Origin of the sequence: Bordetella genomosp. 2, assembly GCF_002261345.1 — a bacterium.
Classification (GTDB): Bacteria; Pseudomonadota; Gammaproteobacteria; order Burkholderiales; family Burkholderiaceae_B; genus Bordetella_A.
This window is the reverse complement of the sequence record NZ_NEVT01000008.1, coordinates 498581-523843: the sequence shown is the minus strand read 5'-3', so window position 1 is coordinate 523843 and position 25263 is coordinate 498581. Positions and strand designations below refer to the sequence as shown.

The 25263-nt window shown below is 68.6% G+C and carries 24 protein-coding genes; 9 read left to right on the top strand and 15 right to left on the bottom strand.

Features of this window, described 5'->3' with window-relative positions:
- The first annotated feature begins 281 nt into the window (after positions 1-281).
- Together CAL24_RS21440 and CAL24_RS21435 are read left to right on the top strand one after the other, a co-directional pair.
- Positions 282-1523 (top strand): muropeptide transporter, encoded by a 1242-nt coding sequence (locus CAL24_RS21440; protein WP_028355024.1) that lies wholly within the window; start codon positions 282-284, stop codon positions 1521-1523.
- Positions 1524-1629: 106 nt separating this feature from the next.
- Positions 1630-2202, top strand: a complete 573-nt coding sequence (locus CAL24_RS21435; RefSeq protein WP_231501749.1) for a trimeric intracellular cation channel family protein — start codon at positions 1630-1632, stop codon at positions 2200-2202.
- 208 nt (positions 2203-2410) lie between these two features.
- Here the strand turns inward: CAL24_RS21435 and gdhA are convergent, their stop codons facing one another.
- Both gdhA and CAL24_RS21425 read right to left on the bottom strand, forming a co-directional pair.
- Positions 2411-3754, bottom strand: a complete 1344-nt coding sequence (gene gdhA / locus CAL24_RS21430) for an NADP-specific glutamate dehydrogenase (protein WP_094807847.1) — start codon at positions 3752-3754, stop codon at positions 2411-2413.
- A 418-nt stretch (positions 3755-4172) separates the two neighbouring features.
- Entirely contained in the window at positions 4173-4961 is a 789-nt protein-coding gene (locus CAL24_RS21425; protein WP_028355021.1) for an exodeoxyribonuclease III, read from the bottom strand.
- Between the two features lie 150 nt (positions 4962-5111).
- Between CAL24_RS21425 and pyrE the strand changes: the two genes are divergently transcribed.
- Complete coding sequence (pyrE, locus tag CAL24_RS21420; protein WP_028355020.1) at positions 5112-5789, top strand: orotate phosphoribosyltransferase; 678 nt, start codon at positions 5112-5114, stop codon at positions 5787-5789.
- Positions 5790-5915: 126 nt separating this feature from the next.
- On the opposite strand, the gene CAL24_RS21415 is transcribed toward pyrE, so the two are convergent.
- The 4 genes from CAL24_RS21415 to gatC form a co-directional block, all read right to left on the bottom strand.
- Entirely contained in the window at positions 5916-8045 is a 2130-nt protein-coding gene (locus CAL24_RS21415; RefSeq protein WP_028355019.1) for a LamG-like jellyroll fold domain-containing protein, read from the bottom strand.
- Between the two features lie 281 nt (positions 8046-8326).
- Positions 8327-9784, bottom strand: a complete 1458-nt coding sequence (gatB, locus tag CAL24_RS21410) for an Asp-tRNA(Asn)/Glu-tRNA(Gln) amidotransferase subunit GatB (RefSeq protein ID WP_028355018.1) — start codon at positions 9782-9784, stop codon at positions 8327-8329.
- On the bottom strand, positions 9781-11337 hold the full coding sequence (gene gatA / locus CAL24_RS21405) for an Asp-tRNA(Asn)/Glu-tRNA(Gln) amidotransferase subunit GatA (RefSeq protein WP_094807846.1): 1557 nt from the start codon (positions 11335-11337) through the stop codon (positions 9781-9783). The genes gatB and gatA overlap by 4 nt, the downstream gene beginning before the upstream one ends.
- 3 nt (positions 11338-11340) lie before the next feature.
- On the bottom strand, positions 11341-11649 hold the full coding sequence (gene gatC / locus CAL24_RS21400; RefSeq protein ID WP_028355016.1) for an Asp-tRNA(Asn)/Glu-tRNA(Gln) amidotransferase subunit GatC: 309 nt from the start codon (positions 11647-11649) through the stop codon (positions 11341-11343).
- Between the two features lie 222 nt (positions 11650-11871).
- Between gatC and CAL24_RS21395 the strand changes: the two genes are divergently transcribed.
- From CAL24_RS21395 to rodA, 5 genes are all read left to right on the top strand, one after another.
- Positions 11872-12915, top strand: a complete 1044-nt coding sequence (locus CAL24_RS21395; protein ID WP_012247450.1) for a rod shape-determining protein — start codon at positions 11872-11874, stop codon at positions 12913-12915.
- Between the two features lie 79 nt (positions 12916-12994).
- Positions 12995-13879, top strand: a complete 885-nt coding sequence (gene mreC, locus CAL24_RS21390) for a rod shape-determining protein MreC (protein ID WP_094807845.1) — start codon at positions 12995-12997, stop codon at positions 13877-13879.
- A gap of 31 nt (positions 13880-13910) precedes the next feature.
- Positions 13911-14429: a rod shape-determining protein MreD gene (mreD, locus tag CAL24_RS21385; RefSeq protein ID WP_094807882.1), complete on the top strand. Its 519-nt coding sequence runs from the start codon at positions 13911-13913 to the stop codon at positions 14427-14429.
- A gap of 8 nt (positions 14430-14437) precedes the next feature.
- Complete coding sequence (gene mrdA / locus CAL24_RS21380; protein ID WP_094807844.1) at positions 14438-16552, top strand: penicillin-binding protein 2; 2115 nt, start codon at positions 14438-14440, stop codon at positions 16550-16552.
- Entirely contained in the window at positions 16549-17685 is a 1137-nt protein-coding gene (gene rodA, locus CAL24_RS21375; protein ID WP_094807843.1) for a rod shape-determining protein RodA, read from the top strand. The genes mrdA and rodA overlap by 4 nt, the downstream gene beginning before the upstream one ends.
- 18 nt (positions 17686-17703) lie before the next feature.
- On the opposite strand, the gene slmA is transcribed toward rodA, so the two are convergent.
- From slmA to argB, 3 genes are read right to left on the bottom strand one after another with little or no spacing between them, the layout of a single operon-like run.
- On the bottom strand, positions 17704-18276 hold the full coding sequence (gene slmA, locus CAL24_RS21370; protein ID WP_094807842.1) for a nucleoid occlusion factor SlmA: 573 nt from the start codon (positions 18274-18276) through the stop codon (positions 17704-17706).
- Between the two features lie 36 nt (positions 18277-18312).
- Positions 18313-19059, bottom strand: a complete 747-nt coding sequence (locus tag CAL24_RS21365; protein WP_094807841.1) for a pyrimidine 5'-nucleotidase — start codon at positions 19057-19059, stop codon at positions 18313-18315.
- Entirely contained in the window at positions 19059-19961 is a 903-nt protein-coding gene (argB, locus tag CAL24_RS21360) for an acetylglutamate kinase (RefSeq protein WP_028355009.1), read from the bottom strand. The genes CAL24_RS21365 and argB overlap by 1 nt, the downstream gene beginning before the upstream one ends.
- Positions 19962-20185: 224 nt before the next feature.
- Here argB and CAL24_RS21355 point away from each other — a divergent pair, with 224 nt between their 5' ends.
- Positions 20186-20971: a MetQ/NlpA family ABC transporter substrate-binding protein gene (locus CAL24_RS21355; RefSeq protein WP_094807840.1), complete on the top strand. Its 786-nt coding sequence runs from the start codon at positions 20186-20188 to the stop codon at positions 20969-20971.
- A 16-nt stretch (positions 20972-20987) separates the two neighbouring features.
- Here the strand turns inward: CAL24_RS21355 and CAL24_RS21350 are convergent, their stop codons facing one another.
- From CAL24_RS21350 to CAL24_RS21325, 6 genes are all read right to left on the bottom strand, one after another.
- Positions 20988-21812, bottom strand: coding sequence for a TauD/TfdA dioxygenase family protein (locus tag CAL24_RS21350; protein ID WP_094807839.1), 825 nt, complete (start codon positions 21810-21812; stop codon positions 20988-20990).
- 129 nt (positions 21813-21941) lie between these two features.
- Positions 21942-22826: a LysR family transcriptional regulator gene (locus CAL24_RS21345; protein WP_038853708.1), complete on the bottom strand. Its 885-nt coding sequence runs from the start codon at positions 22824-22826 to the stop codon at positions 21942-21944.
- 57 nt (positions 22827-22883) lie between these two features.
- Positions 22884-23378: a peroxiredoxin family protein gene (locus CAL24_RS21340; protein ID WP_028355006.1), complete on the bottom strand. Its 495-nt coding sequence runs from the start codon at positions 23376-23378 to the stop codon at positions 22884-22886.
- Positions 23379-24116 carry a BON domain-containing protein gene (locus tag CAL24_RS21335; RefSeq protein ID WP_094807838.1) on the bottom strand — a complete coding sequence of 246 codons (738 nt, stop codon included), beginning with the start codon at positions 24114-24116 and terminating at the stop codon, positions 23379-23381.
- On the bottom strand, positions 24113-24706 hold the full coding sequence (locus tag CAL24_RS21330; protein ID WP_170947140.1) for a phosphoheptose isomerase: 594 nt from the start codon (positions 24704-24706) through the stop codon (positions 24113-24115). The genes CAL24_RS21335 and CAL24_RS21330 overlap by 4 nt, the downstream gene beginning before the upstream one ends.
- A 29-nt stretch (positions 24707-24735) precedes the next feature.
- Positions 24736-25224: a YraN family protein gene (locus CAL24_RS21325; protein ID WP_094807836.1), complete on the bottom strand. Its 489-nt coding sequence runs from the start codon at positions 25222-25224 to the stop codon at positions 24736-24738.
- Between the last annotated feature and the right edge of the window lie 39 nt (positions 25225-25263).

The following is a 25263-nucleotide window of genomic DNA, read 5'->3' as shown; positions in this document are numbered from 1 at the left end:
GGCACGGTGCTGCCCGGGTGGCGGAGTACGTTGGCGGTGTATCGGTATGCGGCTGAATAGCGATTTGAGGTTCGGCGCGTGACGGGTTGCTCGTGGGGTGCCTGGTGTTGAGTTCTTGAGGCGCCCGAGCCGAGCGACGTGGCCGGCCCGCCTCCCTCAGCCCCGCCCAGGACGCCCAACGAACGCCACCCGGCCCGTTCAGGCTGGCCAGCCCGCCCAAGCGCATTGGTTAATATGCCGGATGTCGCGCGACGCGCCACCGTCATTGCCAGGAGAGCTCCATTACCGCCGCATCCCATGTCTATTTCAGTCGCCGGGTAATGCCCCTGCTGGTGCTGGGCTTCGCCAGCGGACTGCCGCTGGCCCTGACCGGCGGGACCTTGCAGGCATGGGCGACGGTCGATGGCGTGTCGCTGGAAGAAATCGGCTTCCTCACCCTGGTGGGGTCCGCCTATACGCTGAAATTCCTGTGGGCCCCGCTGGTGGACCGCTATGTGCCGCCGTTGCTGGGCCGCCGGCGCGGCTGGATGCTGGTGACCCAGTGGCTGCTGGCGGCCGCCATCATGGCCATGGGGGCGCTCTCCCCGGCCACCGCCTTGTTGCCGCTGGCCCTGCTGGCGGTCGCCGTGGCGTTCTTCTCGGCCACCCAGGATATCGCCTTCGACGCCTACTGCACCGACGTGCTGCGCCGCGAAGAGCGCGGCGCCGGCGCGGCCATCAAGGTACTGGGATACCGGCTGGCCATGGTCGTCTCCGGCGGGCTGGCCCTGATCCTGGCCGACCAATGGCTGGGATGGGGCCCCACCTACATCCTGATGGGCGCCCTGATGCTCGCCTGCTCGCTCGCCACGCTCTGGGCTCCCGAGCCCGAGCAGCCCGCCACCGCCCCCCGCAACCTGGGCCAGGCGGTGGTCGAGCCGTTCCGCGAGTTTTTCAGCCGGCGCGGCGCCTATACAGTGCTGGCGCTGATCGTCTTGTACAAGCTCGGCGACGCCTTCGCCGGGGCCCTCTCCACCACCTTCCTGATCCGCGGCGCCGGCTTCGATCCCACCGAAGTCGGCACGGTCAACAAAGTGCTGGGTTTGGCCGCCACCATCGTCGGGGCGCTCGCCGGCGGTTCGCTGATGGCACGCTGGGGGCTGTTCCGCTCGCTGATGGCGTTCGGCATCCTGCAGGCCATCTCCAACCTGGGCTACTGGGTCATCGCCGTCGCTCCCAAGAGCATCTGGCTGATGGGCGCCGCGGTCGGCATCGAGAACCTGTGCGGCGGGCTGGGCACGGCGTCCTTCGTGGCCCTGCTGATGGCCCTGTGCCAGCATCGCTTTTCGGCCACCCAGTTCGCCCTGCTGTCGGCGCTGTCGGCGGTCGGCCGCATCTACCTGGCCGGGCCGCTGACGCCGCCGCTGGTGCACTGGCTGGGCTGGCCGGGCTTCTTCCTGCTCACGGTCGCGATCGCGCTGCCGGGGCTGTTGTTGCTGTGGCGCCAGCGCCGTACCATCGACGCGCTGGAGCCGCCGGCCTGATCGTCCCGGCCGCGTCGCGCGGCCAATCCTGGGGTCGCCCATGTCGATTGAAACATCCACCGTGCTGTTGCACGTCCTCTACCTGGTGGCCATCGTGGCCGAAGCCATGACCGCCGCGCTGGCCGCCGGCCGGCGCGACATGGACTGGATGGGCGTGTGCATCATCGCCTGCGTCACCGCGCTGGGCGGCGGCTCGCTGCGCGATGTGCTGCTGGGACACTATCCGCTGACCTGGGTGGTGCACCCGGAATACCTCGGCATGACCGCGGGCGCGGCCATGCTGACCGCGCTGGCGGCGCCGCTCATGCGGCACCTGCGCAGCCTGTTCCTGCTGCTCGACGCCCTGGGCCTGGTGGCATTCACCGTCATCGGCTGCCAGGTGGCGCAGCACATGGAATTGTCGCCCGGCATCGTATTGATCAGCGGCATGATCACCGGCTGCGCCGGCGGGGTGCTGCGCGATGTCCTGTGCAATGATGTGCCGCTGTTGTTCCGCAAAGAGCTGTACGCCAGCGTATCGATCGTCACCGGCGGCCTGTACCTGGGGCTGTCGGCCATGGGCGTGGTGGCCAATGTGGCCGTGCCGGTCGCGCTGGCGGTCGGCCTGGCCCTGCGCCTGCTGGCGCTGCGCTACAACTGGCAGATGCCGCGCTTCGTGTATCGCGACGACTGGCACTGAGGGGCGCGCGCGGCCAGCGGCAGGCCGGGGAGGACAGGTGTGCAAGACAGGTGTCAGACACCACGGGGAGGACAGGTGTGCAAGACAGGTGTCAGACACCAGAGGTGTCTGACACCTTTGGCACCTCGAGGCCACGACAGGGACGGCGCCCGAAGCAGGTGTCAGGCACCTCCGGCGCCTGACACCTTGGCCGCGCTCCGCGCAGGGTTCAATACAGCCCTTGCTGGCGCATGGCGTCGGCCACCTTGACGAAGCCGGCGATGTTGGCGCCGTCGAGGTAGTTGACCGCCGTGCCGCGGCCCTGGCCATGGCGCACGCAGTTTTCGTGGATGTCGCGCATGATGGCGTGCAGGCGCTGGTCGACTTCGTCGCGGTTCCAGGCCAGGCGGATGGCGTTCTGGCTCATTTCCAGGCCCGACACGGCCACGCCGCCGGCATTGCTGGCCTTGCCCGGCGCGTACAGCACGCCGGCCTCGATGAAGTGCTTGGCGGCTTCCAGGGTGGCGGGCATGTTGGCGCCCTCGGCCACGCATTTCACGCCGTTGGCGATCAGGGTGCGGGCGTCTTCCAGTTCCAGCTCGTTCTGGGTCGCGCAGGGCAGCGCCACGTCGACCGGCACGTGCCACGGCCGCTTGCCGGGCGCGTAGCCCAGCTTGAATTGCCCGGCGTACTCGGCCAGCCGGCCGCGCAGGTCGTTCTTCAGGTGCATCAGGGCGGCCAGCTTCTCGTGCGTGAAGCCGGCCTCGTCGATGACCGTGCCGTCGGAATCCGACACGGTGACCACGCGCGCCCCCAGCGACATGGCTTTCTCGATGGCGTACTGGGCCACGTTGCCCGAGCCCGATACCGAAACGCGCAGTCCGTCGAACGACATGCCGGCGCGCTTGAGCATTTCCTCGGCGAAGTAGACCGTGCCGTAGCCGGTGGCCTCGGGACGGATCAGGCTGCCGCCGAACGTCAGGCCCTTGCCCGTGAACACGCTGGCCGCCGAGTTCGACAGCTTCTTCATCATGCCGGCCATGAAGCCCACTTCGCGCGCCCCCACGCCGATATCGCCGGCCGGCACGTCGGTGTCCGGCCCGAGGTGGCGGTACAGCTCGACCATCAGCGCCTGGCAGAAGCGCATCACTTCACCGTCGGACTTGCCCTTGGGATCGAAGTCCGAGCCGCCCTTGCCGCCGCCCATGGGCAGGGTGGTCAGGGCGTTCTTCAGGGTCTGCTCGAAGGCCAGGAACTTCAGCACCGACAGGTTGACCGACGGGTGGAAGCGCATGCCGCCCTTGAACGGGCCGATGGCCGAATTGTGCTGGATGCGGAAGGCGCGGTTCACGCGCGCCTGGCCCCGGTCGTCGGTCCAGCAGACGCGGAACTGGATCACGCGTTCGGGTTCGACCAGCCGCTCGAGCAGCGCATGGTCGGCGTAGTGGGGGTGTTGCTCGAGGAAGGGCCACAAGCTCGCCATGACTTCGTGCACGGCTTGCATGAATTCGGGTTGCTGCGGGTCGCGCGCGGCGACCTGGCGCAGGAAGTCGTCAAGACTCTGCAGTTTCACACCGGTCTCCTGGGGGAACGCAACAGATCGGTGCAGGCTTGCGTCGATGTGGTGCGCATTCGGTCCAACCCAGTGCGTCATTGCACTGGTTCGGTGCGGGATTGTAAGGCGATTCCGGCTCCCCCGGCAAAACGCCGTCGGCCGGAAACCCGCATGGATATTGGTGTTGCGGCCGATCGTTATTGGGGACGCTTTATTTCCGGGTGCGCCCGGCAGGGCATGCGCCAGGGGGCGCGCCGCGCGCTCATGCCCGTATTTCCTGGCGCATGGAAAGCGTCCCTGTTTTATTTGCCGTAGCTGCGCTGGCCGCGCGTGGCAGCGCGCCGCGTATCAGGGCTGGTCGAAAATCGGACGCAGCGACATCGCGGCGCTACCTTCGCAATAATGTGGCCCCAATTTAATGAGGGCCACGGGCGGCTCAAAGCGCGGTTTCGTAGTCGATCGTCAGCGGCGCGTGATCGCTGAAGCGCTCGTCCTTGTAGATGGACACCGCCCGGGCGCGCGCGGCGATGCCCGGCGTGGCGATCTGGTAGTCGATGCGCCACCCGACGTTCTTGGCCCAGGCCTGGCCGCGGTTGCTCCACCAGGTGTACTGCTCGGGCCGCTCGTCCAGCGTGCGGAACACGTCGATGAAGCCGCGCTTGTCGAACACCTCCGTCAGCCAGGCGCGCTCCTCGGGCAGGAAGCCGGAGTTCTTCTGGTTGCTCTTCCAGTTCTTCAGGTCGATTTCCTTGTGCGCGATATTCCAGTCGCCGCAGATCACGAACTCGCGGCCGGTCTTCTTGTGTTCGCGTATCAGATCGTCCAGCCACGGGCCGAATACGTCCAGGAAGCGGTACTTGGCCTGCTGCCGCTCGTCGCCGCTGGAACCGGAGGGCAGGTAGGCGCTGATCACCGACAAGTCCTTCCAGTCGGCGCGGATGATGCGGCCTTCGGCGTCGAACTCTTCGCAGTTCATGCCGGTGGTGACGCGCTCGGCTGTATTGCGCAGGTACATGCCCACGCCGCTGTAGCCCTTCTTGATGGCGTGGCAGAAATGACCGGTGTAGCCGGGCGGATGGCGCATGTCATCGGTCAGGTCGCTGTCGGAGATCTTGATTTCCTGCAGGCACAGCACATCGGCCGCGTGGGTCTGCATCCAGGGTTGCAGGCCTTTGCGGAACGCCGAACGAATGCCGTTGAGGTTGATCGAGGTAATGCGCAGCACGACGGGACTCCTGAAAAAGCGGCCCGGCCGGCGCCGGTCCAAGGGCTGAATTTAACCGACTCGCGGCCGGTGGCGGCGGCCGGCCCGCCCGATGGGCCCCGGCCCGGGCGGCTAAAATGCCGGTCTGTCTCGTTTCCCGGAACCTCCCGCATGGCCGCCGCCTCCGCCACTTCTACCGATTTTGTCCGTTTCGCCCTGGATGAGGGCGTGTTGCGCTTCGGCAGTTTCAAGGTCAAGTCGGGCCGCATCAGCCCGTACTTCTTCAATGCCGGCCTGTTCAACAGCGGCGCCTCGGTGGGGCGGCTGGCGCAGTTCTACGCCCAGGCGCTGCTGGATTCCGGCATCGCCTTCGACATGCTGTTCGGCCCGGCCTACAAGGGCATTCCCCTGGCCACCGCCACCGCCGTGGCGCTGGCCGGCCACCCCGGCATGGGCGGGCGCGACGTGCCGTTCGCCTTCAACCGCAAGGAAGCCAAGGACCACGGCGAGGGCGGCACCCTGGTGGGCGCGCCCCTGCAGGGCAAGGTAGTCATCATCGACGACGTGATCACCGCCGGCACCTCGGTGCGCGAATCGGTGGAAATCATCCGCGCCGCCGGCGCCGAGCCGGCCGCCGTGCTGATCGCCCTCGACCGCCAGGAACGCGCCGGCCCCGATGACGCCCTGTCGCCGCACTCGGCGGTCCAGGACGTCGCCCGCACCTACGGCATGCCGGTGGTCAGTATCGCCTCGCTGGCCGACATCCTGACCCTGCTGCAGCACGACGCCCAGTTCGCCAGCAACCGCGAGGCGGTGCTGGCATACCGGGCCAAGTACGGCATTCTCTGAAGCATCGGGTGTCTGACACCCGTCCGGACCCGGCTCCCCCAGGTGTCTGACACCCCATGAAACGCCCGCCGCCGGCCGGCGGTTTCGCGCGGGGTGTCAGACACCCATCGAGGTCCACCCGCCCGATCAGCCGGCCCGCGCCGTCAGCCACTGGCCGGGCGGCAGCGGCTTGGCGACGATGCGGATCTCGCCCAGCGCGCCCAGGAAGCCGCTGCCCGGCGGGCCGCCGTCCCAGAAGCCGGCTCCCACCGCCCACGGCAAGCCCAGCGTGGCCAGGCCCACCGTGTCGATGGCGTTGCGCAGCACCGGCGCGCCTTCCACGTACATGGTGGTCTCGCGCGTGGCGGGGTCGTTCACCACCGCGATGTGCAGCCAGGTGTCGACCATGATCTCGCCCGACCAGTTGGTGCGCGACGAGCGCTGGCCGGAGACGGTGCTCTCCGGGATCACTTCCCATTGCACTTCGCGCAGGTTGGAGATGGCGAATTGCAGCGGCGGCGATTCCGGCAGGCCGCCGGCAAAGCCGGGCAGGTTGCCGCGCCGCCCGGCGCGCGCCATGATGTTCATCCACGCGTTGGTCTGCGCGCTCCAGTCCTTGTCCAGCTTGATGAACGCCTCGACCGTGTAGCCATTGGCGAACGTCTCGTTGTTGATCGCGGCGGCGGCGTCGGTCATGAAATAGCTCAGGCGGTCGCCGCCGGCATTGCGGAACTGGACGCTGCCGGGCGCGGCCGACAGGTGATGGCGGTCCGCGCTCCATTGCAGGTCGTCCAGCTGCGCCGGGTTGCCGGCCGGCTGGTCCAGCGGCGCGCGCGTCATGCCGTTGTTGTTGCCGGACTTGTCGGCGATGACGGTGCCGGCGGCCACCGCCGTGCCGGCCGCGCCGCCCACGAAACGCCAGTGGGCCACCGTCTCGGCCACGTGCGGGTAGTCCTCGTCGTTGGCGGCCGGCGTCCTGGGCGGCGCGGGCCGGTCCTCGAAGCCTTCCAGGACCAGCGCGGTGGCCGCCGCGGCCAGCGATTCGTTGGTCGGCGCGGCGGCCTTGAAGCCTGGGTTGAAGCCGGCGAACCGCTTGGCGAAGTCGATCTCGATGCTGAACTGGTTGTTGGCGTCGGTCAGCATCGCCTGGTCGAACTCGTTGAGGGTGTCGGCGGGCTTTTCCGGCACCCAGGGCGAGAACGACAGGGCGTGGATGCGGTTGTTGGTCAGGTCGAACTCGAAGAAGCGCAGCAGGCCGTTGCCGCCCTGGTAGGCCATCTGGTAGTCGACCACGATTTCCTCGACCGGATTGCCGAAGTCATTGGTCTTGGTGAGGCGCGCAGCGCCATGGTAGTGGCCGTTGAGCGTCAGGAAGATCTGGTCGTGGCCGCGGATCAGCCTGTCCCACAGCATCAGGCCGTAGTCCACTTCCAGCGGGCTGGTGCTGTCGTTGTCGATCGCCAGCAACTGGTGGTTGACCAGGATGGCCGGCAGGCTGGAGTGCGTCTGCAGCACTTGCGAGGCCCACGCCAGGGCGTCATCGGAGGCGCGCCATGACAGCGACAGCACCAGGAACTGCTGTCCCTCGGCCTCGAAGATGTGATATTCGTGGAAGCCGCTGGGATGGCGTCCGCCGAAAGTCGGCTGCTTGCTGGCCCGCTCGGTGCCGAACCATTGCAGATAGGGCTCCTGGGACAGGTCGCGGTCGGCGTCGGTGCCGCCGACCGGGTCCCGGTCGTAGCCGATGTCGCGCAACACGTCGTGGTTGCCGGCCAGGATCGAATACGGGACGCCGCCATCCTCCAGCACCTTCATGGCGGTGTCGGCCACTTCCCACTGCTGCGGCCTGCCGACCTGGTCGACCACGTCGCCCAGGTGGATCACGAACGGCACCTTGAGCGCCGCCGCGCTGCGCACGATCCATTGCGTCTGCGCCAGGTACGGTTCGCTGCCGTAGAGCTTGCGGAACTGGTTGCCGGTTTCTTCGGTGGCGTAGCGGGAATAGAACTGCGTGTCCGGCAACACGACCAGGCCGAAGCTGGACACCTTGGCCGGCGCGGGCGGGGGCGTCGTGCCGCCGTCGTCGCCGCCGCCATTGCCGGCGTCATCATCGTCGTCGCTGCCGCTGCCGCAGGCAGTCAGCAGCGAGGTCGCGCCCAGCGCGGGCAGCAGCCAGCCGCCCAGGCCGGCTTGCACGAGCACGCGGCGGCGGGCGTCGATCCTGGGCGAGGCCGGCGGTTCATCGCGGTCGGCGGGTGTGGGGTCTTCAGAAGACAAGACTTGCTCCTACTGTTGGTCAGGCAAAGGCGCAACAGTAGAGCGGGAGTGCAACAGGGGCGTTAAGGGGCGGTTACCGGCGTGTGACGGTACATGGGGGTGATTGACGGCGGAGGTGGTTCTATTGGCCGTCACGGGGTGGCGCGAGCGGTGGCCGGGCTTCACGGAACCGGCCGCGTGCGTAGGTGTCAGACACCTGGCACCCGCATGAGCGGGCCGGCTCTCCCTCGGTGCCGGCGGAACGCGGCACGGCGGCCCCAAAGGGCGGCCGCCCGCCACTGCTAGCTATCCAGCTTCTGCTTCAGCAGCTCGTTGACCTGCTGCGGATTCGCCTTCCCCTTGGCGGCCTTCATGATCTGGCCCACCAGGGAATTGAAGGCTTTCTGCTTGCCCGCCCGGTATTCGGCCACGATGGCCGGGTTGGCGGCCAGGACCTCGTCGATCATGGCGCCGATGGCGCCGGTGTCGCTGATCTGCTTCAGGCCGCGCGCCTCGATGATGGCGTCGGGCTGGCCGCCGTGCTCGCCGGCCCACATGGCCGCGAACACGTCGCGCGCGATCTTGTTGGAGATGGTGCCGTCGATGATGCGGCCGATCAGGGCGGCCAGGGCCGGCGCCTGCACCGGCGAGTCGGCGATGTCCTTTTCCTCGCGGTTGAGGGTGGCCGCGACTTCGCCCATGATCCAGTTGGCGGCCTGCTTGGCCTGGCCCGCCGGCAGGGCGCGCGCCACGTCCTCGAAATAGGCGGCCAGGCCGCGGCTGGCCGACAACTGCGCGGCGTCGTAGGCCGACAGGCCGTAGTCGCGCTCGAAGCGGGCGCGCAGGGCGGCCGGCAGTTCGGGCATGCCGGCCCGCACCTGTTCGATCCATTCCGGCGCAATCACCAGCGGCGGCAGGTCCGGGTCGGGGAAGTAGCGGTAATCGTGCGCGTCTTCCTTGCTGCGCATGCTGCGCGTTTCATCGCGGTCGGCATCGTACAGGCGGGTTTCCTGCACCACGGTGCCGCCGTCCTCGATCAGCTCGATCTGGCGGCGCGCCTCGAACAGGATGGCGCGTTCCAGGAAGCGGAACGAATTGACATTCTTGATTTCGGTGCGGGTGCCGAATTCCTTCTGCCCGACCGGGCGCACCGACACGTTGGCGTCGCAACGGAACGACCCTTCCTGCATGTTGCCGTCGCAGATGCCCAGCCACACCACCAGGCTGTGCAGCGCGCGCGCGTAGGCGACAGCCTCGGCGGCCGAGCGCATTTCCGGCTCGGTGACGATTTCCAGCAGCGGCGTGCCGGCGCGGTTCAGGTCGATGCCGCTGGCGGGGGCGCCATTGGGCAGCGTGAATTCATCGTGCAGCGACTTGCCGGCGTCTTCTTCCAGGTGGGCGCGCGTCAGGTTGACGGTTTTTTCCTCCTGGCCCACGAAGAACGAAATCGACCCGCCCTGCACGACCGGCAGCTCGTATTGGCTGATCTGGTAGCCCTTGGGCAGGTCGGGGTAGAAGTAGTTCTTGCGCGCGAACACCGAGCGCGGCGCCACGGTGCCGCCCACCGCCAGGCCGAACCGGATGGCGCGCTCGGCCGCCCCGCGGTTCATCACCGGCAGGCTGCCGGGCAGGGCCAGGTCCACCAGGTTGGCCTGCGTGTTGGGCGCGGCGCCGAAGCGGGTGCTGCTGCCCGAAAAGATCTTGGCGTCGGTGGAAAGCTGGGTGTGCGTTTCCAGGCCGATGACGATTTCCCAGTTCATTGCGCGGTGCCTTGCTGCCCCGGCACGCGGCGGTGCCAGTCGGTGACTTGTTGATAACGGTCGGCGATGGCCAGCAGGCGGCCTTCGTCGAAATAATTGCCGATGATCTGCAGGCCGACGGGGCGCGCCTTGGCGCCGCCGGCGCCCTCGGGGCTGAAGCCGCAGGGGATCGACATGGCCGGCAGGCCGGCCAGGCTGACGCCCAGGGTGTAGACGTCGGCCAGCCAGTCGGCGGTCGGGTCGTCGCGGTTGTCGCCGAGGTTCTTGGCCACGGTGGGGGCCACCGGGCCCATGATCACGTCGCACTGGCCGGCGAAGGCGCGCTGGAAGTCCTGCGCGATCAGGCGGCGCACGCGCTGCGCCTGCAGGTAGTAGGCGTCGTAATAGCCGTGCGACAGCACGTAGGTGCCGATCAGGATGCGCCGCTTGACCTCGTCGCCGAAGCCCTCGGCGCGCGAGCGGGCGATCATCTGGTTCAGGTCGGCGTATTCCGCGGCGCGGTGGCCGTAGCGCACGCCGTCGTAGCGGGCCAGGTTGCTGGAGGCCTCGGCCGGGGCGATGACGTAGTAGGCGGGGATGGCCAGCTCGGTGCGCGGCAGCGATACCGCCACGCGCTGGGCGCCCAGCGCCTCGAACTGCGCCAGGGCGGCATCGACCGCGTCGGCCACGTCCTTGGCCAGGCCGGCGCCGAAATATTCCTGCGGCACGCCGATGCGCAGGCCCTTCAGGGGCTGGCTGCCGGCCGCGTCATAGGCCGCCTGGGCCCGGTCGTGGTCAGCGCGCACGCGGCCCGGCGCGTTGGCGACGCCGTCGCAGCTTTCCAGGCTGGTGGCGTCCTGCGGGTCGAAGCCGCTCATGGGGTCGAGCAGTTCGAGCAGGTCGCGGCTGCTGGGCGCCAGCGGGCCGGCCTGGTCCAGGCTGGAGCCGAACGCCACGATGCCGAAGCGCGACACGGTGCCGTAAGTGGGCTTGATGCCGCTGACGCCGCACAGAGCGGCGGGCTGGCGCACCGAGCCGCCCGTGTCGGTGCCGGTGGCCGCCGCCACCAGGCGCGCCGCGACCGCCGCGGCCGAGCCGCCCGAGGAGCCGCCTGGCACCGCGTCGGCGTCCCAGGGGTTGCGCACCGGGCCGTAGGCCGAGTTCTCGTTGGCCGACCCCATGGCGAATTCGTCGCAGTTGAGCTTGCCGATCGAGACCGCGCCGGCTTCTTGCAGGCGCTGCACCACGGTGGCGTCGAACGGGCTGGCATAGCCTTCGAGCATCTTGCTGCCGGCGGTGGTACGCCAGCCGCGGGTCACGAAGGCATCCTTGTGGGCGATGGGCACGCCGGCCAGCGGGCCGGCCGTGCCGGCCGCCAGGGCGGCGTCGGCCGCGTCGGCCTGGGCCAGGGTCTGCGCCTCGTCGATGTGCAGGAAGGCGTTCAGGGGGGCGGCGGCCTGGGCGGCCGCCAGGGCGCTTTGCGCCAGCTCGCGGGCGCTGACCTGGCGCCGCGCCAGGGCGGCGCGCAGCTCGGCGATGCCGCCGAATTGGGTATGCAGGGCGGGAGTCGTCATGGCTTACTCGATGACCTTGGGGACCAGGAACAGGCCGTCGCGGGCCGCCGGCGCGTTGGCCAGCAGCTCGGCGCGGCGGGCTTCCGTGGCCGTCTCGGTGACGGCGTCGGGGCGCAGGCGCAGGGCGATGTCCTGGTGGGCCGACAGGGGGTGGGCCAGGGGCTCGACGCCCTCGGTGTCGGCCGCCTGCAGCCGTTCGATCAGGTGGAGGATGCCGTTGAGTTCGTCCTGGGCGCGGGTGCGCTGGTCGGGGGTCAATTCAATTCTGGCCAGCCGGGCGATGCGGGCCACGTCTTGTTCGTTGAGCGCCATGAGGGAAAACTGAGAAAAATCGAAGGGGACGGGCCGGCCGGCGCAGTACCGCAGCGTACACCGCCCGGTGCTGTGACAAAGCATGAATAGCCCGCATTTATGCGCTATTTCCAGGGAAATTATAAGTTATCATTCACGGTTTAATCGCTGCTCTGGATTGGCAGGGCCCGTTCGTGGCCCGCCGCAGGCAGTTTGACCCTAATTCCTTCTCGCTGAGCTCCCATGTTCGGATTCCTGCGCAGTTATTTCTCCAGCGATATGGCGATCGACCTTGGTACCGCCAATACGCTGATCTATGTCCGGGGCAAGGGCATCGTGCTCGACGAGCCCTCGGTGGTCGCGATCCGGCATGAAGGCGGCCCCAACGGCAAGAAAATCATCCAGGCCGTCGGCCACGAGGCCAAGCAGATGCTCGGCCGCGTGCCCGGCAACATCGAGGCCATCCGGCCCATGAAAGACGGCGTCATCGCCGATTTCACGGTCACCGAGCAGATGCTCAAGCAGTTCATCCGCATGGTCCACCCCCGCAACATGCTGGCGCCCAGCCCGCGCATCATCGTGTGCGTGCCCTGCGGCTCCACCCAGGTCGAGCGCCGCGCCATCCGCGAATCGGCCCTGGGCGCGGGCGCCTCGCACGTGTACCTCATCGAGGAACCCATGGCCGCGGCCATCGGCGCCGGGCTGGCCGTGTCCGACGCCAGCGGCTCCATGGTGGTGGACATCGGCGGCGGCACCACCGAGGTCGCCGTCATCTCCCTGGGCGGCATGGTCTACAAGGGGTCGGTGCGGGTCGGCGGCGACAAGTTCGACGAAGCCATCGTCAATTACATCCGCCGCAACTACGGCATGCTGATCGGCGAACCCACGGCCGAACTGATCAAGAAGGAAATCGGCTCGGCCTTCCCCGGCTCCGAGGTGCGCGAGATCGAAGTCAAGGGCCGCAACCTGGCCGAGGGCGTGCCGCGCAGCTTCACGGTGTCGTCCAACGAAATCCTCGAGTCGCTCACCGATCCGCTCAACCAGATCGTTTCCGCGGTCAAGATCGCCCTCGAGCAGACCCCGCCCGAACTGGGCGCGGACATCACCGACAAGGGCATCGCCCTGACCGGCGGCGGCGCGCTGCTGCGCGACCTCGACCGCCTGCTCCAGGAAGAAACCGGCCTGCCCGTCGTGGTGGCCGAGGATCCCCTGACTTGCGTGGTGCGCGGCTGCGGCGAGGCGCTCGAGCACCTTGAGAAACTGGGCGCCATTTTCATCAACGACTAAGTCCGTCCGGCCGGCGGGCGCCGCCTCGCCGGCGCCGCCCGGCGCAGTGGCAGCGGGCTGAGGTCCGGGCTGGGTATTCATGCAACGACAAGGGACTCCACCGCTGTTCAGGCGCGGCCCGCCGGCAGAAGTCCGGTTGGCCGTCATGGCCGCCCTGTGCGTGGTGCTGCTCGTCCTCGATTCCCAGCTGCACGTGCTGGAACCCATGCGGCGCGCCGTGGCGGTCGCCCTGTACCCGTTCCAGCGCGCCGTCATGGCGCCGCGCGACGTGGCCCAGCAGGTCAACGAATGGGTCAACGCCGCCAACCTGATCCGTAGCGAGAACGAGGCCCTGCAGCGCCAGCGCATCGAGCTTTCGCAGGTCGCCACGCACGCCGCCCAGCTGGCCGCCGAGAACGCCCAGTTGCGGCGCCTGCTGGGCGTCACCGACACGGTCGAACAGGCCGCCGTGGTGGTCGAGGTGCTGTACGAGCCGGCCAACGGCTTCCAGCAGCGGCTGGTCTTCAACAAGGGCAGCCGCGACGGCCTGGCGCCGGGCATGCCGGTCATCGACGAAGGCGGCGTGGTCGGCCAGATCGTGCGCGTCACGCCCATGGCCGCCGAGGCCGCGCTGGTCACCGACGAGCGCGTCTCCGTGCCGGTGCAGGTGCTGCGCAACGGCCTGCGCCTGATCGCCTTCGGCTCCAATTCGCCCGGGCGCATCGAAGTGCGCTACCTGGCCGCCAATGCCGACATCAAGGAAGGCGATATCATCGTCACCAGCGGCGTCGGCGGGCTGTTCCCCGCCGGCCTGCCGGTAGCCAAGGTGCTGGAAGTCGAGCGCGACACCGCGTCCGGCTTCGCGCGCGCCGTCTGCGAACCGCTGGCGCACCCCGAACGCTACCGCCATTTCCTGGTATTGCAAGTGGACGTGGAGCGCGCCCAGTCCGATCTTCAAGAGGCCGATACCGGTGGATCGCAATAATCAGCCGGCCCCGCCGCCCCGCCGCCTGGGCATGCCCAGCAACGTCCATCCCGAGCACCTGGTGCGGCCGGCGCACGGGGCCTTCGTGTGGGGCTCCTTGCTGCTGGCGTGGCTGTTGTCGCTGCTGCCCTGGCGCGTCTGGTCCGGCGCGCCCGATATCCTGGCGCTGGTGCTGGCCTTCTGGTGCGTGCACGAGCCGCGCCGCGTCGGCATGGTGGCGGCCTTCGTGTTCGGCGTGCTGATGGACGTGCACGACGCCAGCGTGCTGGGCGGCCACGCACTTTCGTACACGCTGGTGGCCTACGGCGCGGTGGCCCTGCACCGGCGCCTGCAGCGCTTCGACCTCTGGAGCCAGGCAATGCACATGCTGCCGGTGTTCTTCGTGGCCCGGCTGGTGCAGCAGATGGTCTTTGCCTGGCTGGCCGGCAAATGGCCGGGCTGGGACTGGACCATCTCCGTCCTGCTTACCGCGGCCATCTGGCCGCTGGTCGGCTGGGTGCTGTACCTGCCGCAACGGGGCACGGACGACGTCGAATCGTCGTCCGTCTGAGCCTCGCCATGTTCGAGTTCAAGCAGACCGGCCAACAGCAGCGGCAGCGCTTCAAGTTGCGCGCCTGGGTCGGCGGCCTGTTCGCGCTGGTCTGCTTCGGGGTGCTGGCCGGCCGCTTCTGGTATTTGCAGGTCGACCGCTATGAAGGCCTGTCCGAGCGGGCCGACCGCAACCGCATCGCGGTGGTGCCGATCGCGCCGCGCCGGGGCGAAATCCTCGACCGCAACGGCACGGTCATGGCGCGCAACTACCGCACCTACACGCTCGAAGTCGTGCCGGCGCAGGCCGGCGACATCGACGCCATGCTGGCGCGCCTGACGCCCATTGTCTACCTCAGCCCGGGCGACCTGCGCCGCTTCAAGCGGCGCGTGGGCGAGTCCAGCCGCTATGCCAGCCTGGTGCTGCGCAACAATCTGAACGAGACCGAGGCGGCCTGGTTCGCCGCCCATGCCTACGAATTCCCCGGCGTGGAATTGCGCGCGCGCTGGGTGCGCGAGTACCCCCATGGCGCCACCGCCGGCCACGTGGTGGGCTACATCGGGCGCATTTCCGACGCCGATATCGAGGCCCTCGAAGAGGCGGGGCAGCTCGGCAACTATCGCGGCACGGACGTCATCGGCAAGAAGGGCATCGAGAAAAGCTGGGAGCAGCAGCTGCACGGCCTGACCGGCGTCGAGGAGGTCGAGGTGACCGCCAGCGGACGGCCGGTGCGCACCCTGCGGCGCACCGACCCCGTGCCGGGCGCCGACATCATGCTGTCCATCGACCTGGACCTGCAGCGCGTCGCCGAGGAAGCCTTCGGCGACCAGCGCGGCGCCCTGGTCGCGATCGACCCCGCCACCGGCGAAGTGCTGGCCTTCGTATCGCAGCCGTCGTTCGACCCGAACCTGTTCATCGACGGCATCGACGTCGAGAACTGGCGCCTGCTCAACGAATCGCCGGACCACCCGCTGATCAACCGGCCGCTCTACGGCACTTACCCGATCGGCTCGACCTACAAGCCATTCGTGGCCCTGGCCGCGCTGGAACTGGGCGTGCGCAGCGCCACCGCCCGCATCGCCGACCCCGGCTACTACGAGTTCGGCGGCCAGCGCTTCCGCAACGCCGGCGGCGCCGCCTACGGCATGACCGACATGCACCGCGCCATCGTGGTCTCGTCGGATACGTACTTCTATTCCCTGGGGCCGGAGATCGGCGTCAATGCCCTGCACGATTTCTCCAAGCAGTTCGGCTTCGGGCAGATCACCGGCATCGACCTGGACGGCGAGCGCACCGGCGTGCTGCCGTCCACCGAATGGAAGCGCAAAGCCTACAAGCAACGCGAGCGGCAGCGCTGGTACGCCGGCGAGACCATCTCCGTGGCGGTGGGGCAGGGCTACAACTCGTTCACCCTGCTGCAGCTGGCCCAGGCCACCTCCACCCTCGCCAGCAACGGCGCGTACCGCACGCCGCACCTGGTCCATGCGACGCGCGACACGCGGACGGGCCAGATCACCAAGACCCCGTCCACGCCGGAATACCGCATTCCGCTCAAGCAGCAGAACGTCGACATCATCAAGGCGGCCATGGCCGACGTGGTGCGCGTGGGCACGGCGCGCCGCGCGTTCGCCGACACGCCGTACCAGGCGGCCGGCAAGACCGGCACCGCCCAGGTGTTCAGCCTGCGCGGCGCGCAGTACCGCGCCAGCGAAATCGACGAACGGCTGCGCGACCATGCCCTGTTCATGGGCTTCGCGCCGTTCGACCGGCCGCGCATCGCCGTGGCCCTGCTGGTCGAGAACGCGGGCTGGGGCGCCAGCGTGGCGGCGCCGATCGCCCGCAAGGTATTCGATTTCTGGCTGGCCAAGACGGCGCCGGCCGCGCCGCTGCCGCCCGCCGCGGGCTCCGCGCCGGATGCCTCGGCGGCGCCGGGCGCCGCGCCGCAGTCGGCGCCTGTCCGCACGCCCGAGCCGGCCCCGGCCCCGCGCCCGGCGCCCCGGCCGCGCGCCCTGCCCAAGCTGCCCGAGGAGGGCGAGCGCCGCCCGCCGCCGCGCGCGTCATCGCCGGTGCCGGCCGCGCCCGCGCTGTCCGATTTCAACGACCTGTTCGAGTCGCCGCCGCCGGCGCAGGGAGACCGACCATGAAACGCCTGGGCGCCCTGCTGGCTCGCGTGTTCCTGGCCTTCGATTGGCCGCTGCTCTTCATTCTGGTGCTGTTCGCGTGCCTCGGCCTGACCGTCATGCATTCGGCGGTCGGCAGCACCGACTGGCGCTTCGCCGAGCAGTCGCGCAATTTCCTGATCGCCTTCGGCGCCATGTGGCTGGTGGCGCTGGTGCCGCCGCGCACCCTGATGAAGATGGCCCTGCCGTTCTACGTGGTGGGGGTGGCCTTGCTGCTGGGCGTGGAATTCTTCGGCGAGACCAGCAAAGGAGCGACGCGCTGGCTGGATCTCGGCATCACCCGCATCCAGCCGTCCGAGATGATGAAGATCGCCGTGCCGCTGATGCTGGCCTGGTACTTCCAGCGGCATGAAGGCGATGTGCGCATCCGCGACTTCCTGGCGGCGGCCGTCATGCTGGCCGCGCCGTTCGGCCTGATCGTGCTGCAGCCCGACCTGGGCACCGCGCTGCTGGTCTTCGGCGCCGGCTTCTGCGTGATCTACTTCGCCGGGCTGTCGTTCAAGCTGCTGGTGCCGCTGGTGGTGGTGGGGGTGCTGAGCATCGGCACTCTGATCTACTACGAAGATACGCTGTGCCAGCCCGAGATCGACTGGGTGGTGCTGCACGACTACCAGAAACAGCGCGTCTGCACCCTGCTCAATCCCAGTTCCGACCCGCTCGGCAAGGGGTTCCACACCATCCAGTCGATGATCGCGGTCGGGTCCGGCGGGCTGTACGGCAAGGGCTACATGCAGGGCACGCAGACGCACCTGGATTTCATCCCCGAGCGCACCACCGACTTCATCTTCGCGGTGTATGCCGAGGAGTTCGGCCTGTACGGCGGGGTGGCCATGCTGGTGCTGTACGGGCTGCTGATCGCGCGCGGGCTGGCCATATCGGTGCGCGCCTCGTCGCAATTCGGCCGGCTGCTGGCCGGCGCGCTGACGATGATGGTGTTCATCTATGTGTTCGTCAACGTCGGCATGGTGACGGGCATCCTGCCAGTGGTGGGGGTGCCGCTGCCGTTCATGAGCTACGGCGGCACCGCGCTGTTCACCATGGGCATTGCGTGCGGCATCCTGATGAGCATTTCCCGGCACCGCAGTCCGCAGTCGTAGCGGCGCCGCCGGGCGGTGCTACAGCACGGCCTTGAGGTGGTCGTCCAGGTGCAGGGTGGGGGCGACGCGCCAGCCGCTTTGCGCATAACGCAGCCAGCGCCCCAGTACCAGGTGCGTGAGCAGGCTGGCGTGCGCGGCGATGTTGGCGTCCGCCGCCAGGTCGCCGTCGCCCACCGCCACGCGCAGCGACTGCTTCAGCGACGCCTCGATGCGGTCGTTGATGTGGTTGATGCGTTCCTGCAGGCGGTTGTCTTCGGTGACCAGCGCGTCGCCGGTCAGCACGCGGGTCATGCCCTTGTTGCGCTCGGAGAAGGCCAGCAGCATGGATACGGTCTTGCGCGCCTGGCCCAGCCCGCGGGGCTCGGCCGCGATGATCTGGTTGACCAGGGTGAACAGGCTGACCTCGATGAATTCGATCAGCCCCTCGAACATCTGCGCCTTGCTGGCGAAATGGCGGTACAGCGCGGCCTCGGATACCTGCATCCGGGCGGCCAGGGCAGCGGTGGTGATGCGGGCGGCGTGCGGCTGTTCCAGCATTTCCGCCAGGGTCTGCAGAATCTGGGTTTTGCGCTCGCCGGGTTTGCTGGCCATGGGCTCACAACGGGGAAGGGGGTGGAGGTCGCGCCGCTATCCGCGCAGCGGACGCCGGCGCAGCAGCAGGTCACTGACCGAGTTTACCCGCAAGTCGACGTACGCTGGCCGATGGTTGCCGCCTCGCGCAAACGGCGTGCCCGGATGGTAGACATGCACCGTGCGCAGGCCGGCGCGGCGCGCTCCGCGCAGGTTCGACAGAGTGTCTTCGACCAGCACCGCGCGCGCGGCCGGCACGCCCTCGCGCGCCAGGACGTAGCGCAGCAGCGCCGCCGAGGGCTTGGGCCGGTACTCGCCGTGCAGGCGCATGTGCTCGATCGCCCACAGGCTGTCGAAGTGGCGCAGGATGCCCAGCCGCCGCAGCACCGCGCGGGCATAGTGGAAGGGCGCGTTGGTCAGCAGCACCTTGCGGCCCGGCAGCTGGCGCAGCTTGGCCGCCAGGCCGGTTTCGGCGCGCACCAGGGGCGCCACGTCGAAGTCGTGGCTCAGGCGCAGGAAGGTGTCGGCGTCGATGCCGTGGTGGCGCACCATGCCGATCACGGTGGCGCCGTAGCGCCGCCAGTATTTGGCGCGCAGCTGGTTGGCGGTGTCGACGTCCACGCCCAGCGATTCGGCCACGGCCCGCGTCATGCCGTCGTCGATGCGCGGGAAAATGGCGTGCGACGTGTCGTGCAGGGTGTTGTCGAGGTCGAACAGCCACAGGCGGTCGGGCACGCCCGTGGCGATGCGGCGCGAACGGCGCTGGCGCGCCGCCGGCCGCAGCAGGTGGCGGCGCACCTGCATCAGTGCGAGCTGATCATGGTGCCGACGCCCTGGTCGGTCAGGATCTCCAGCAGCAGGCAGTGCGGCACCCGGCCGTCGACGATGTGCACCGAGTTGACGCCGTTCTTGGCGGCGTCGAGCGACGAGGCGATCTTGGGCAGCATGCCGCCCGAGATGGTGCCGTCGGCGAACAGCTCGTCGATGGTCTGGGCCGACAGGCTGCGCAGCAGCTTGCCGCTCTTGTCGAGCACGCCCGGGGTGTTGGTCATCATCAGCAGCTTCTCGGCGCCCAGCACCTCGGCCATCTTGCCGGCGACCACGTCGGCATTGATGTTGTAGGCCTGGCCGTCCTCGCCGTAGCCGATGGGCGAGATGACCGGGATGAACTGGTCGTCCTGCAGGGCCTTGACCACGGCGGGCTCGACCTGGGTGATGTCGCCCACGAAGCCGATGTCGATCGGTTCGCCGGGGTTGTCCTTGTTGGCCATGAGCTTCTTGCGGGCCTGGATCAGCATGCCGTCCTTGCCCGTCAGGCCCACGGCCTTGCCGCCGACCTCGTTGATCATCATGACGATGTCCTGCTGGACCTGGCCGCCCAGCACCCATTCGACCACTTCCATGGTCTCGGCGTCGGTGACGCGCATGCCTTGCACGAAGGTGCCCTGCTTGCCGATGCGGCGCAGGGCGTCGTCGATCTGCGGGCCGCCGCCGTGCACCACCACCGGGTTCAGGCCGACCAGCTTGAGCAGCACCACGTCGTGGGCGAAGCTGCGCTGCAGGCGCTCTTCCGTCATGGCGTTGCCGCCGTACTTCACCACGATGGTCTTGCCGTGGAATCGTCGGATGTAAGGCAGCGCTTCGGAAAGAACGGCCGCCTTCACAGCGGGAGACGAAACGGCGGCAGGGTCGGGGGTGTCGGTCATGGCGGGATGCGCTCTGGTAGTGATTGAAAAAGGGAAAAATGCCTGCGCCGGCGCGGGTTCGGCGCAACTGGGAATTGTAGTACCCATAGCCGGCTTATACCCGGTTCCCATGATGTTATGCCCGACAAATGACCGTCATTAAGGTAAATTTGGGGGCGTTTTTGCAACGGCCGCCGCCCCCTGGGGCCGGCTGGCCGCCGTCATCCCACTCTACGAGGTCGCCCATGCGCTTTGCTTTCGTCCGGACCGCCCTGCTGGCGTCCGCCTTCATCCTGGCCGGCGCCGCCCACGCCGAAAAACTGACCGTCGGGGCCACCCAGGTGCCGCACGCCGAGATCCTCGAGGTGGTCAAGCCGGTGCTGGCCAAGGAAGGCGTCGAGCTCGACATCAAGGTCTTCAGCGACTACGTGCAGCCCAACCTGCAGCTGGCCGACAAGGAGCTGGACGCCAACTTCTTCCAGCACAAGCCGTACCTGGACACCTTCAACAAGGACCGCGGCACCAAGCTGGTGTCGGTGGGGCTGGTGCACGTCGAGCCGTTCGGCGGCTATTCCCGCAAGGTCAAGTCGCTGGACGCGCTGCCCGAGGGCGCGACCGTGGCCATCCCCAACGACCCGTCCAACAGCGGCCGCGCCTTGCTGCTGCTGCAGAAGCAAGGCCTGATCAAGCTGAAGGACCCGGACAACATCGTGGCCACGCCGCTGGACGTGGTCGAGAACCCCAAGAAGCTGCAGTTCCGCGAGCTCGAGGCCGCCATGCTGCCGCGCGCCCTGGGCGACGTGGCGCTGGCGCTGATCAACACCAACTACGCGCTGGAAGCCGGCCTGGTGCCCACCAAGGACGCCCTGTTCATCGAGGGCGCCGATTCGCCCTACGCCAACCTGGTGGCCGCCCGCGAAGACAACAAGGACGCGCCGGCCATCAAGAAGCTGGTGGACGCCCTGCATTCCCCGGCGGTCAAGCAGTTCATCCAGGACAAATACAAGGGCGCCGTCGTGCCGGCATTCTGAGCCGGCGCCGCCCGGCTCAGGCCGGGCGGTCGCCCTTGAGGGTGATCCGGTGCATGACGCGGCGAAAGCCGTGGTAGTCGTTGACCGGGTTGTGCTGGGTGCAGCGGTTGTCCCAGAAGGCGATGGTGTCGGGTTCCCAGGCGAAGCGGCAGGTGAATTCCGGCCTGACCTGGTGCTGGAACAGGAACTGCAGCAGCGGCGCCGCTTCTTCCTTGCTCATGCCCTTGATGCCCACGGTGTGGGCCACATTCACGTACAAGGCCCGGCGCCCCGTCTCGGGATGGGTGCGCACCACCGGGTGCTCGGCCACGTATTCCACCGGCGCGGCGTCGCGCCCGTCGCTGCGGATGCGGTCCTCGCGCGTCTTCGAGACATCCGCCTGGGCCGAGCTGTTGATGCCGACCAGGCCTTCCAGCACGCCGCGCATCGTCGCCGACAGGCTCTCGTAGGCCAGGTACTGGTTGGCGAACAGGGTGTCGCCGCCATAGGGCGGGATTTCCCGCGACAGCAGCATGGAGCCCATCGGCGGTTCCCGCAGGTAGGCGGTATCCGAATGCCAGATGCCGCCGAAATTCGACGTCTCGTGCTCCAGCTTCTTGACCTCGATGATGGTCGGATAGCCTTCCAGGCCGCGCACGAAGGGGTATTCGATCGGCTCGCCCATGGCCTGCGCGAACGCCAGGTATTGGGCCGGATCCAGTTTCTGGCCCTTGATGAAAATGACCTGGTGGTCCAGCAGCGCCTGGCGCACTTCGGCGGCCTGGCCGGCCGACAGCCCGCCGGCCAGGTCGATGCCGGACAGTTCGGCGCCCAGTGCGCCGGCGATTTTCCTGATCTTCATGAACGCTCTTCCAGTGGCGGGCGGACCCGGTTGTGTATTGGAAGGCATGGTATGCCGCCCGCTGCGTGCAGACAAATCAAATAATATGAGCGATTGTTCAGAAAAATTTAGTACTGGACGCCACTGGCCTTACAGCCCTTGTTGCAGCATGTCGACCAGCCGCGCGGCCGGGGGCGACAGGCGATGGCCGCGGATCGTGACCACCGCGATGGTGCGCTGCAGGGCCGGGCGGGCGATGCGCACGGTCTTCAGGGCCGTGTTGCGCGGGATGGCGATGCGCGGCAGGATGCCGGCGCCCAGCCCGGCCTCGACCATGGCGATCAAGGTGCTGACATGGGTGAACTCGTAGCTCAGGTCCGCTTCGATGCCATTGGCCTGCAGGGCCGCTTCCAGGTGCCCGCGGAACAATGAATTGGGCGCCAGCGTGAGCAGCCGCAGGCGCGTCAGTTCGCGCAGCGAGATGGTCTTGCGCCCGTTGTCCCGGTAGCCGCGCGGCAGCAGCGCGCAGTACTCGTCGTCGAAAATGGGCTGGAATTCCAGTTCCGGGCGCTTGTCCTCCACCGGGCTGATGCCGAAATCGACCTCGCGCCGCCGCACGGCCTCGAGCAGGTCGTGGTGCGACAGCTCGCGCACCCGCACCGCGATTCCCGGGTACTTGCGCGCGTACTCGGTCAGCAGGGCGGGCAGGCGCGTGCCGGCCACCGTGGGCACGCAGGCCAGCGCCAGGGTGCCGTGCTGGGCATTGGCGGCCTGCTGGATCAGGCTCAGGCCGCTGTCGAGCTCGGCCATGGCCTTGCGCGTGCTGATGAGCAACTGCTCGCCTTCGGCCGTGAGCTCGACACGGCGGGTGGTGCGCTGGAACAGGGCCACGCCCACCTGTTCTTCCAGCTGCTTGATCTGCATGCTGATGGCGGGCAGCGAGACGAAGTTCTGCTCGGCGGCCTTGCGGAAGCTGGCGTGCTCGGCCACCGAGATGAAGGCCGACAGCAGCTTGAAGTTGATCTTCTGGGGCATGGGCGCCGGACCGTGGCGGGCGGGGCGGCCCCGCGCTGCTTTTGGAGGGAACAGGCCCTAGCCTGCGGCCAGCGCCTTCTCGACGGCGGCGTGGAACTCGGCCCGGTCGTATTCGCCCAGGTAGCGCTTGATGATCCGGCCGTGCTTGTCGATCAGGAAGGCGGTGGGGGTGAGCCGCACGTCGCCGAAGGCGCGCGCGATGTCGCCCTTCGTGTCGAGCGCCACCGGGAAGGGCAGCTTGCGGGTCTCGGCGAAGTTCAGCACATAGTTGGGCGGGTCGTAGTTCATGGCGACCGCGATGGCCTCGTAGCCCTCGGGGGCGTACTGCTGGTAGGCCTGGATGGTGTCGGGCATTTGCTTGACACAGGTGACGCAACTGGTGGCCCAGAACTTGACCAGCACGACCTTGCCGCGTAGGTCCTGCATGCTGAACGTTTTGCCCTCGATGGTGGTGAAGGCGACATCGGGCGCCATCGGCGCCGGGCGCCAGACGAACCAGGCGCCGATGCCGGCCGCCACCAGGACGGCCAGGGAAAGGATGAGCTTTTTCATTTACTTGATGGGTATCGCCTGGACGCCGTCGACCGTGCCGCCGCCGCCCGACTCGATGGGAGCCGGGCTTTGCTGCTGCGCGTTGCCGGACTGCGACCCCTGCTGCTGGGTCGAGGAGCCCGACAGGCGCAGGGCCTCTTCGCGGCTGATGACTTCGAACAGTTTAACCACTTTGGACACGCCGCCCACTTCCGAGGCGGCGGTCGCGGCGTAGTTGCCCTCGGCCTCGGTCACCAGGCCCATCAGGTAGACCACGCCGCGGTCGGTGGTGAGGTCGATGGTGCCCGAAGGGACGTACTTGGTGTTGATCAGGGCGGTGCGGACCTTGGAGCTCAGCCAGGTGTCGTTGGAGCGGGTGCTGAACGAGGCGGCCGGCCCGACGTTGAGCTGGTTGACCACCTTCTTCACGTGCTGGACGTTCTGCGCCAGGGCCGCGGCCTGGCTCTTGGCGGCTTCGGACGGCACGTCGCCGGTCAGCAGCACGACGCCGTTGTACGCCATGGCGTTGACGCGGGCGCTGGCGCCCAGCTTGGTGGCGGTGTCGCGCTCGACCTTGTAGGCGATGTTCTTGTCTTCGAGCTGGGCGCCCGAGGTGCGGCGGTCGGAGATGACCACGGCGGTGGTGGCGGCGGCGCCTCCCACGACCAGCGGCGCGCACGCCGACAGGGACAGCGCGGCGGTGCCGAGCAGGGCGGCGAACAGCAGGGGACGGGCGGCGGTTTTGGCGTCGGGCATCATTCGGTGTCTCCTAGAAGAAGGGCGTCTATACCGTCGCAGAGCGCGTGCAGCAGCAGGCCGTGGATTTCCTGGATGCGCATGGTGCGGTCGCTGGGCACACAGAGATGGACGTCATGCGCGCCCAGGAGTTCACTCATTACCCCGCCGCCCTTGCCGGTGAGGGCGATGACCGGCATTTCGCGGTCGTGGGCGGCCTGCACGGCGCGGGCCACATTGGCCGAATTGCCGCTGGTGGAAATGGCCACCAGGACATCGCCCGGCTGGCCCAGCGCGTTGACCTGGCGCTCGTAGATTTCTTCGAAGCCGTAGTCGTTGCCGACCGCGGTGAGGATGGCCGTGTCGGTGTTCAGCGCCACCCCGGCCAGCGGCAGGCGTTCGCGTTCGAAGCGGCCGACCAGTTCGGCGATGAAATGCTGCGCGTCGGCGGCCGAGCCGCCGTTGCCGCAGGCCAGAATCTTGCCGTTGTTGGCCAAGGCTGCGAAGAGCAGGTCCACGGCGCCCGCCAGTGGGCCGGACAAGGCCTGCATGCTCTGTTCACAGGTGGCCATGGCGTCGCGGAAGTGCGACGTCATCCGAGAAGTCATATCCATGACCGCCATTATCTCATGGCGCCGCCGCGCTACAGGCTGAACGCAGCCTTGAGCCAGCGCGGCCCGTCGGGCTCGAAGGCGACGACATCGAAGCGCGCCGCCGGGATGCGGCCGCCCCAGTGCCGGTCGGCCAGCGCGGGCAGCAGCATGGCGGCGCTGCGCAGCAGGCGCGCCTGCTTGGCGCGGCCGACGCTCGCGGCGGCGCCGCCATAGCGGCCGCTGGCGCGCGCGCGCACCTCGACGAACACCAGCACGTCGCCATCGCGCATGACCAGGTCGATCTCGCCCGCGCCGCCGGGCAGGTTGCGCGCCAGCGGAACCAGGCCGGCCGCCGTCAGGAGCCGCGCGGCCTGGGTCTCGCGCGCCGCGCCGGCGCGCTGGGTGGGCGACAGGCGCGGCGCATCCTCGGGCCTGCGCCGGGCCGCCGCGCGTCCGCCGGCGGCCCGGCGGCGCTTGAGCAGGCGCTGCTGCGCCTGGCGGGCGCGTTCAAAGGCGATATCCGGGGCGGGGTCGTCCATGCCAATGCCGTTGACGGGAATGGAAGGCTACACTGGCAC

Bases quoted from the DNA above. Each gene is read 5' to 3' on its own strand.
- CAL24_RS21365 (WP_094807841.1), bottom strand. From the start codon at position 19,059: ATGCAGGTGCGCCGCCACCTGCTGCGGCCGGCGGCGCGCCAGCGCCGT.
- CAL24_RS21340 (WP_028355006.1), bottom strand. From the start codon at position 23,378: ATGAAAAAGCTCATCCTTTCCCTGGCCGTCCTGGTGGCGGCCGGCATC.
- CAL24_RS21355 (WP_094807840.1), top strand. From the start codon at position 20,186: ATGCGCTTTGCTTTCGTCCGGACCGCCCTGCTGGCGTCCGCCTTCATC.
- CAL24_RS21330 (WP_170947140.1), bottom strand. From the start codon at position 24,706: ATGGATATGACTTCTCGGATGACGTCGCACTTCCGCGACGCCATGGCC.
- argB (WP_028355009.1), bottom strand. From the start codon at position 19,961: ATGACCGACACCCCCGACCCTGCCGCCGTTTCGTCTCCCGCTGTGAAG.
- CAL24_RS21395 (WP_012247450.1), top strand. From the start codon at position 11,872: ATGTTCGGATTCCTGCGCAGTTATTTCTCCAGCGATATGGCGATCGAC.
- CAL24_RS21325 (WP_094807836.1), bottom strand. From the start codon at position 25,224: ATGGACGACCCCGCCCCGGATATCGCCTTTGAACGCGCCCGCCAGGCG.
- mreD (WP_094807882.1), top strand. From the start codon at position 13,911: ATGCCCAGCAACGTCCATCCCGAGCACCTGGTGCGGCCGGCGCACGGG.
- CAL24_RS21345 (WP_038853708.1), bottom strand. From the start codon at position 22,826: ATGCCCCAGAAGATCAACTTCAAGCTGCTGTCGGCCTTCATCTCGGTG.
- gatC (WP_028355016.1), bottom strand. From the start codon at position 11,649: ATGGCGCTCAACGAACAAGACGTGGCCCGCATCGCCCGGCTGGCCAGA.
- gatB (WP_028355018.1), bottom strand. From the start codon at position 9,784: ATGAACTGGGAAATCGTCATCGGCCTGGAAACGCACACCCAGCTTTCC.
- mreC (WP_094807845.1), top strand. From the start codon at position 12,995: ATGCAACGACAAGGGACTCCACCGCTGTTCAGGCGCGGCCCGCCGGCA.
- slmA (WP_094807842.1), bottom strand. From the start codon at position 18,276: ATGGCCAGCAAACCCGGCGAGCGCAAAACCCAGATTCTGCAGACCCTG.
- CAL24_RS21335 (WP_094807838.1), bottom strand. From the start codon at position 24,116: ATGATGCCCGACGCCAAAACCGCCGCCCGTCCCCTGCTGTTCGCCGCC.
- gatA (WP_094807846.1), bottom strand. From the start codon at position 11,337: ATGACGACTCCCGCCCTGCATACCCAATTCGGCGGCATCGCCGAGCTG.
- mrdA (WP_094807844.1), top strand. From the start codon at position 14,438: ATGTTCGAGTTCAAGCAGACCGGCCAACAGCAGCGGCAGCGCTTCAAG.
- rodA (WP_094807843.1), top strand. From the start codon at position 16,549: ATGAAACGCCTGGGCGCCCTGCTGGCTCGCGTGTTCCTGGCCTTCGAT.
- pyrE (WP_028355020.1), top strand. From the start codon at position 5,112: ATGGCCGCCGCCTCCGCCACTTCTACCGATTTTGTCCGTTTCGCCCTG.
- CAL24_RS21350 (WP_094807839.1), bottom strand. From the start codon at position 21,812: ATGAAGATCAGGAAAATCGCCGGCGCACTGGGCGCCGAACTGTCCGGC.
- CAL24_RS21435 (WP_231501749.1), top strand. From the start codon at position 1,630: ATGACCGCCGCGCTGGCCGCCGGCCGGCGCGACATGGACTGGATGGGC.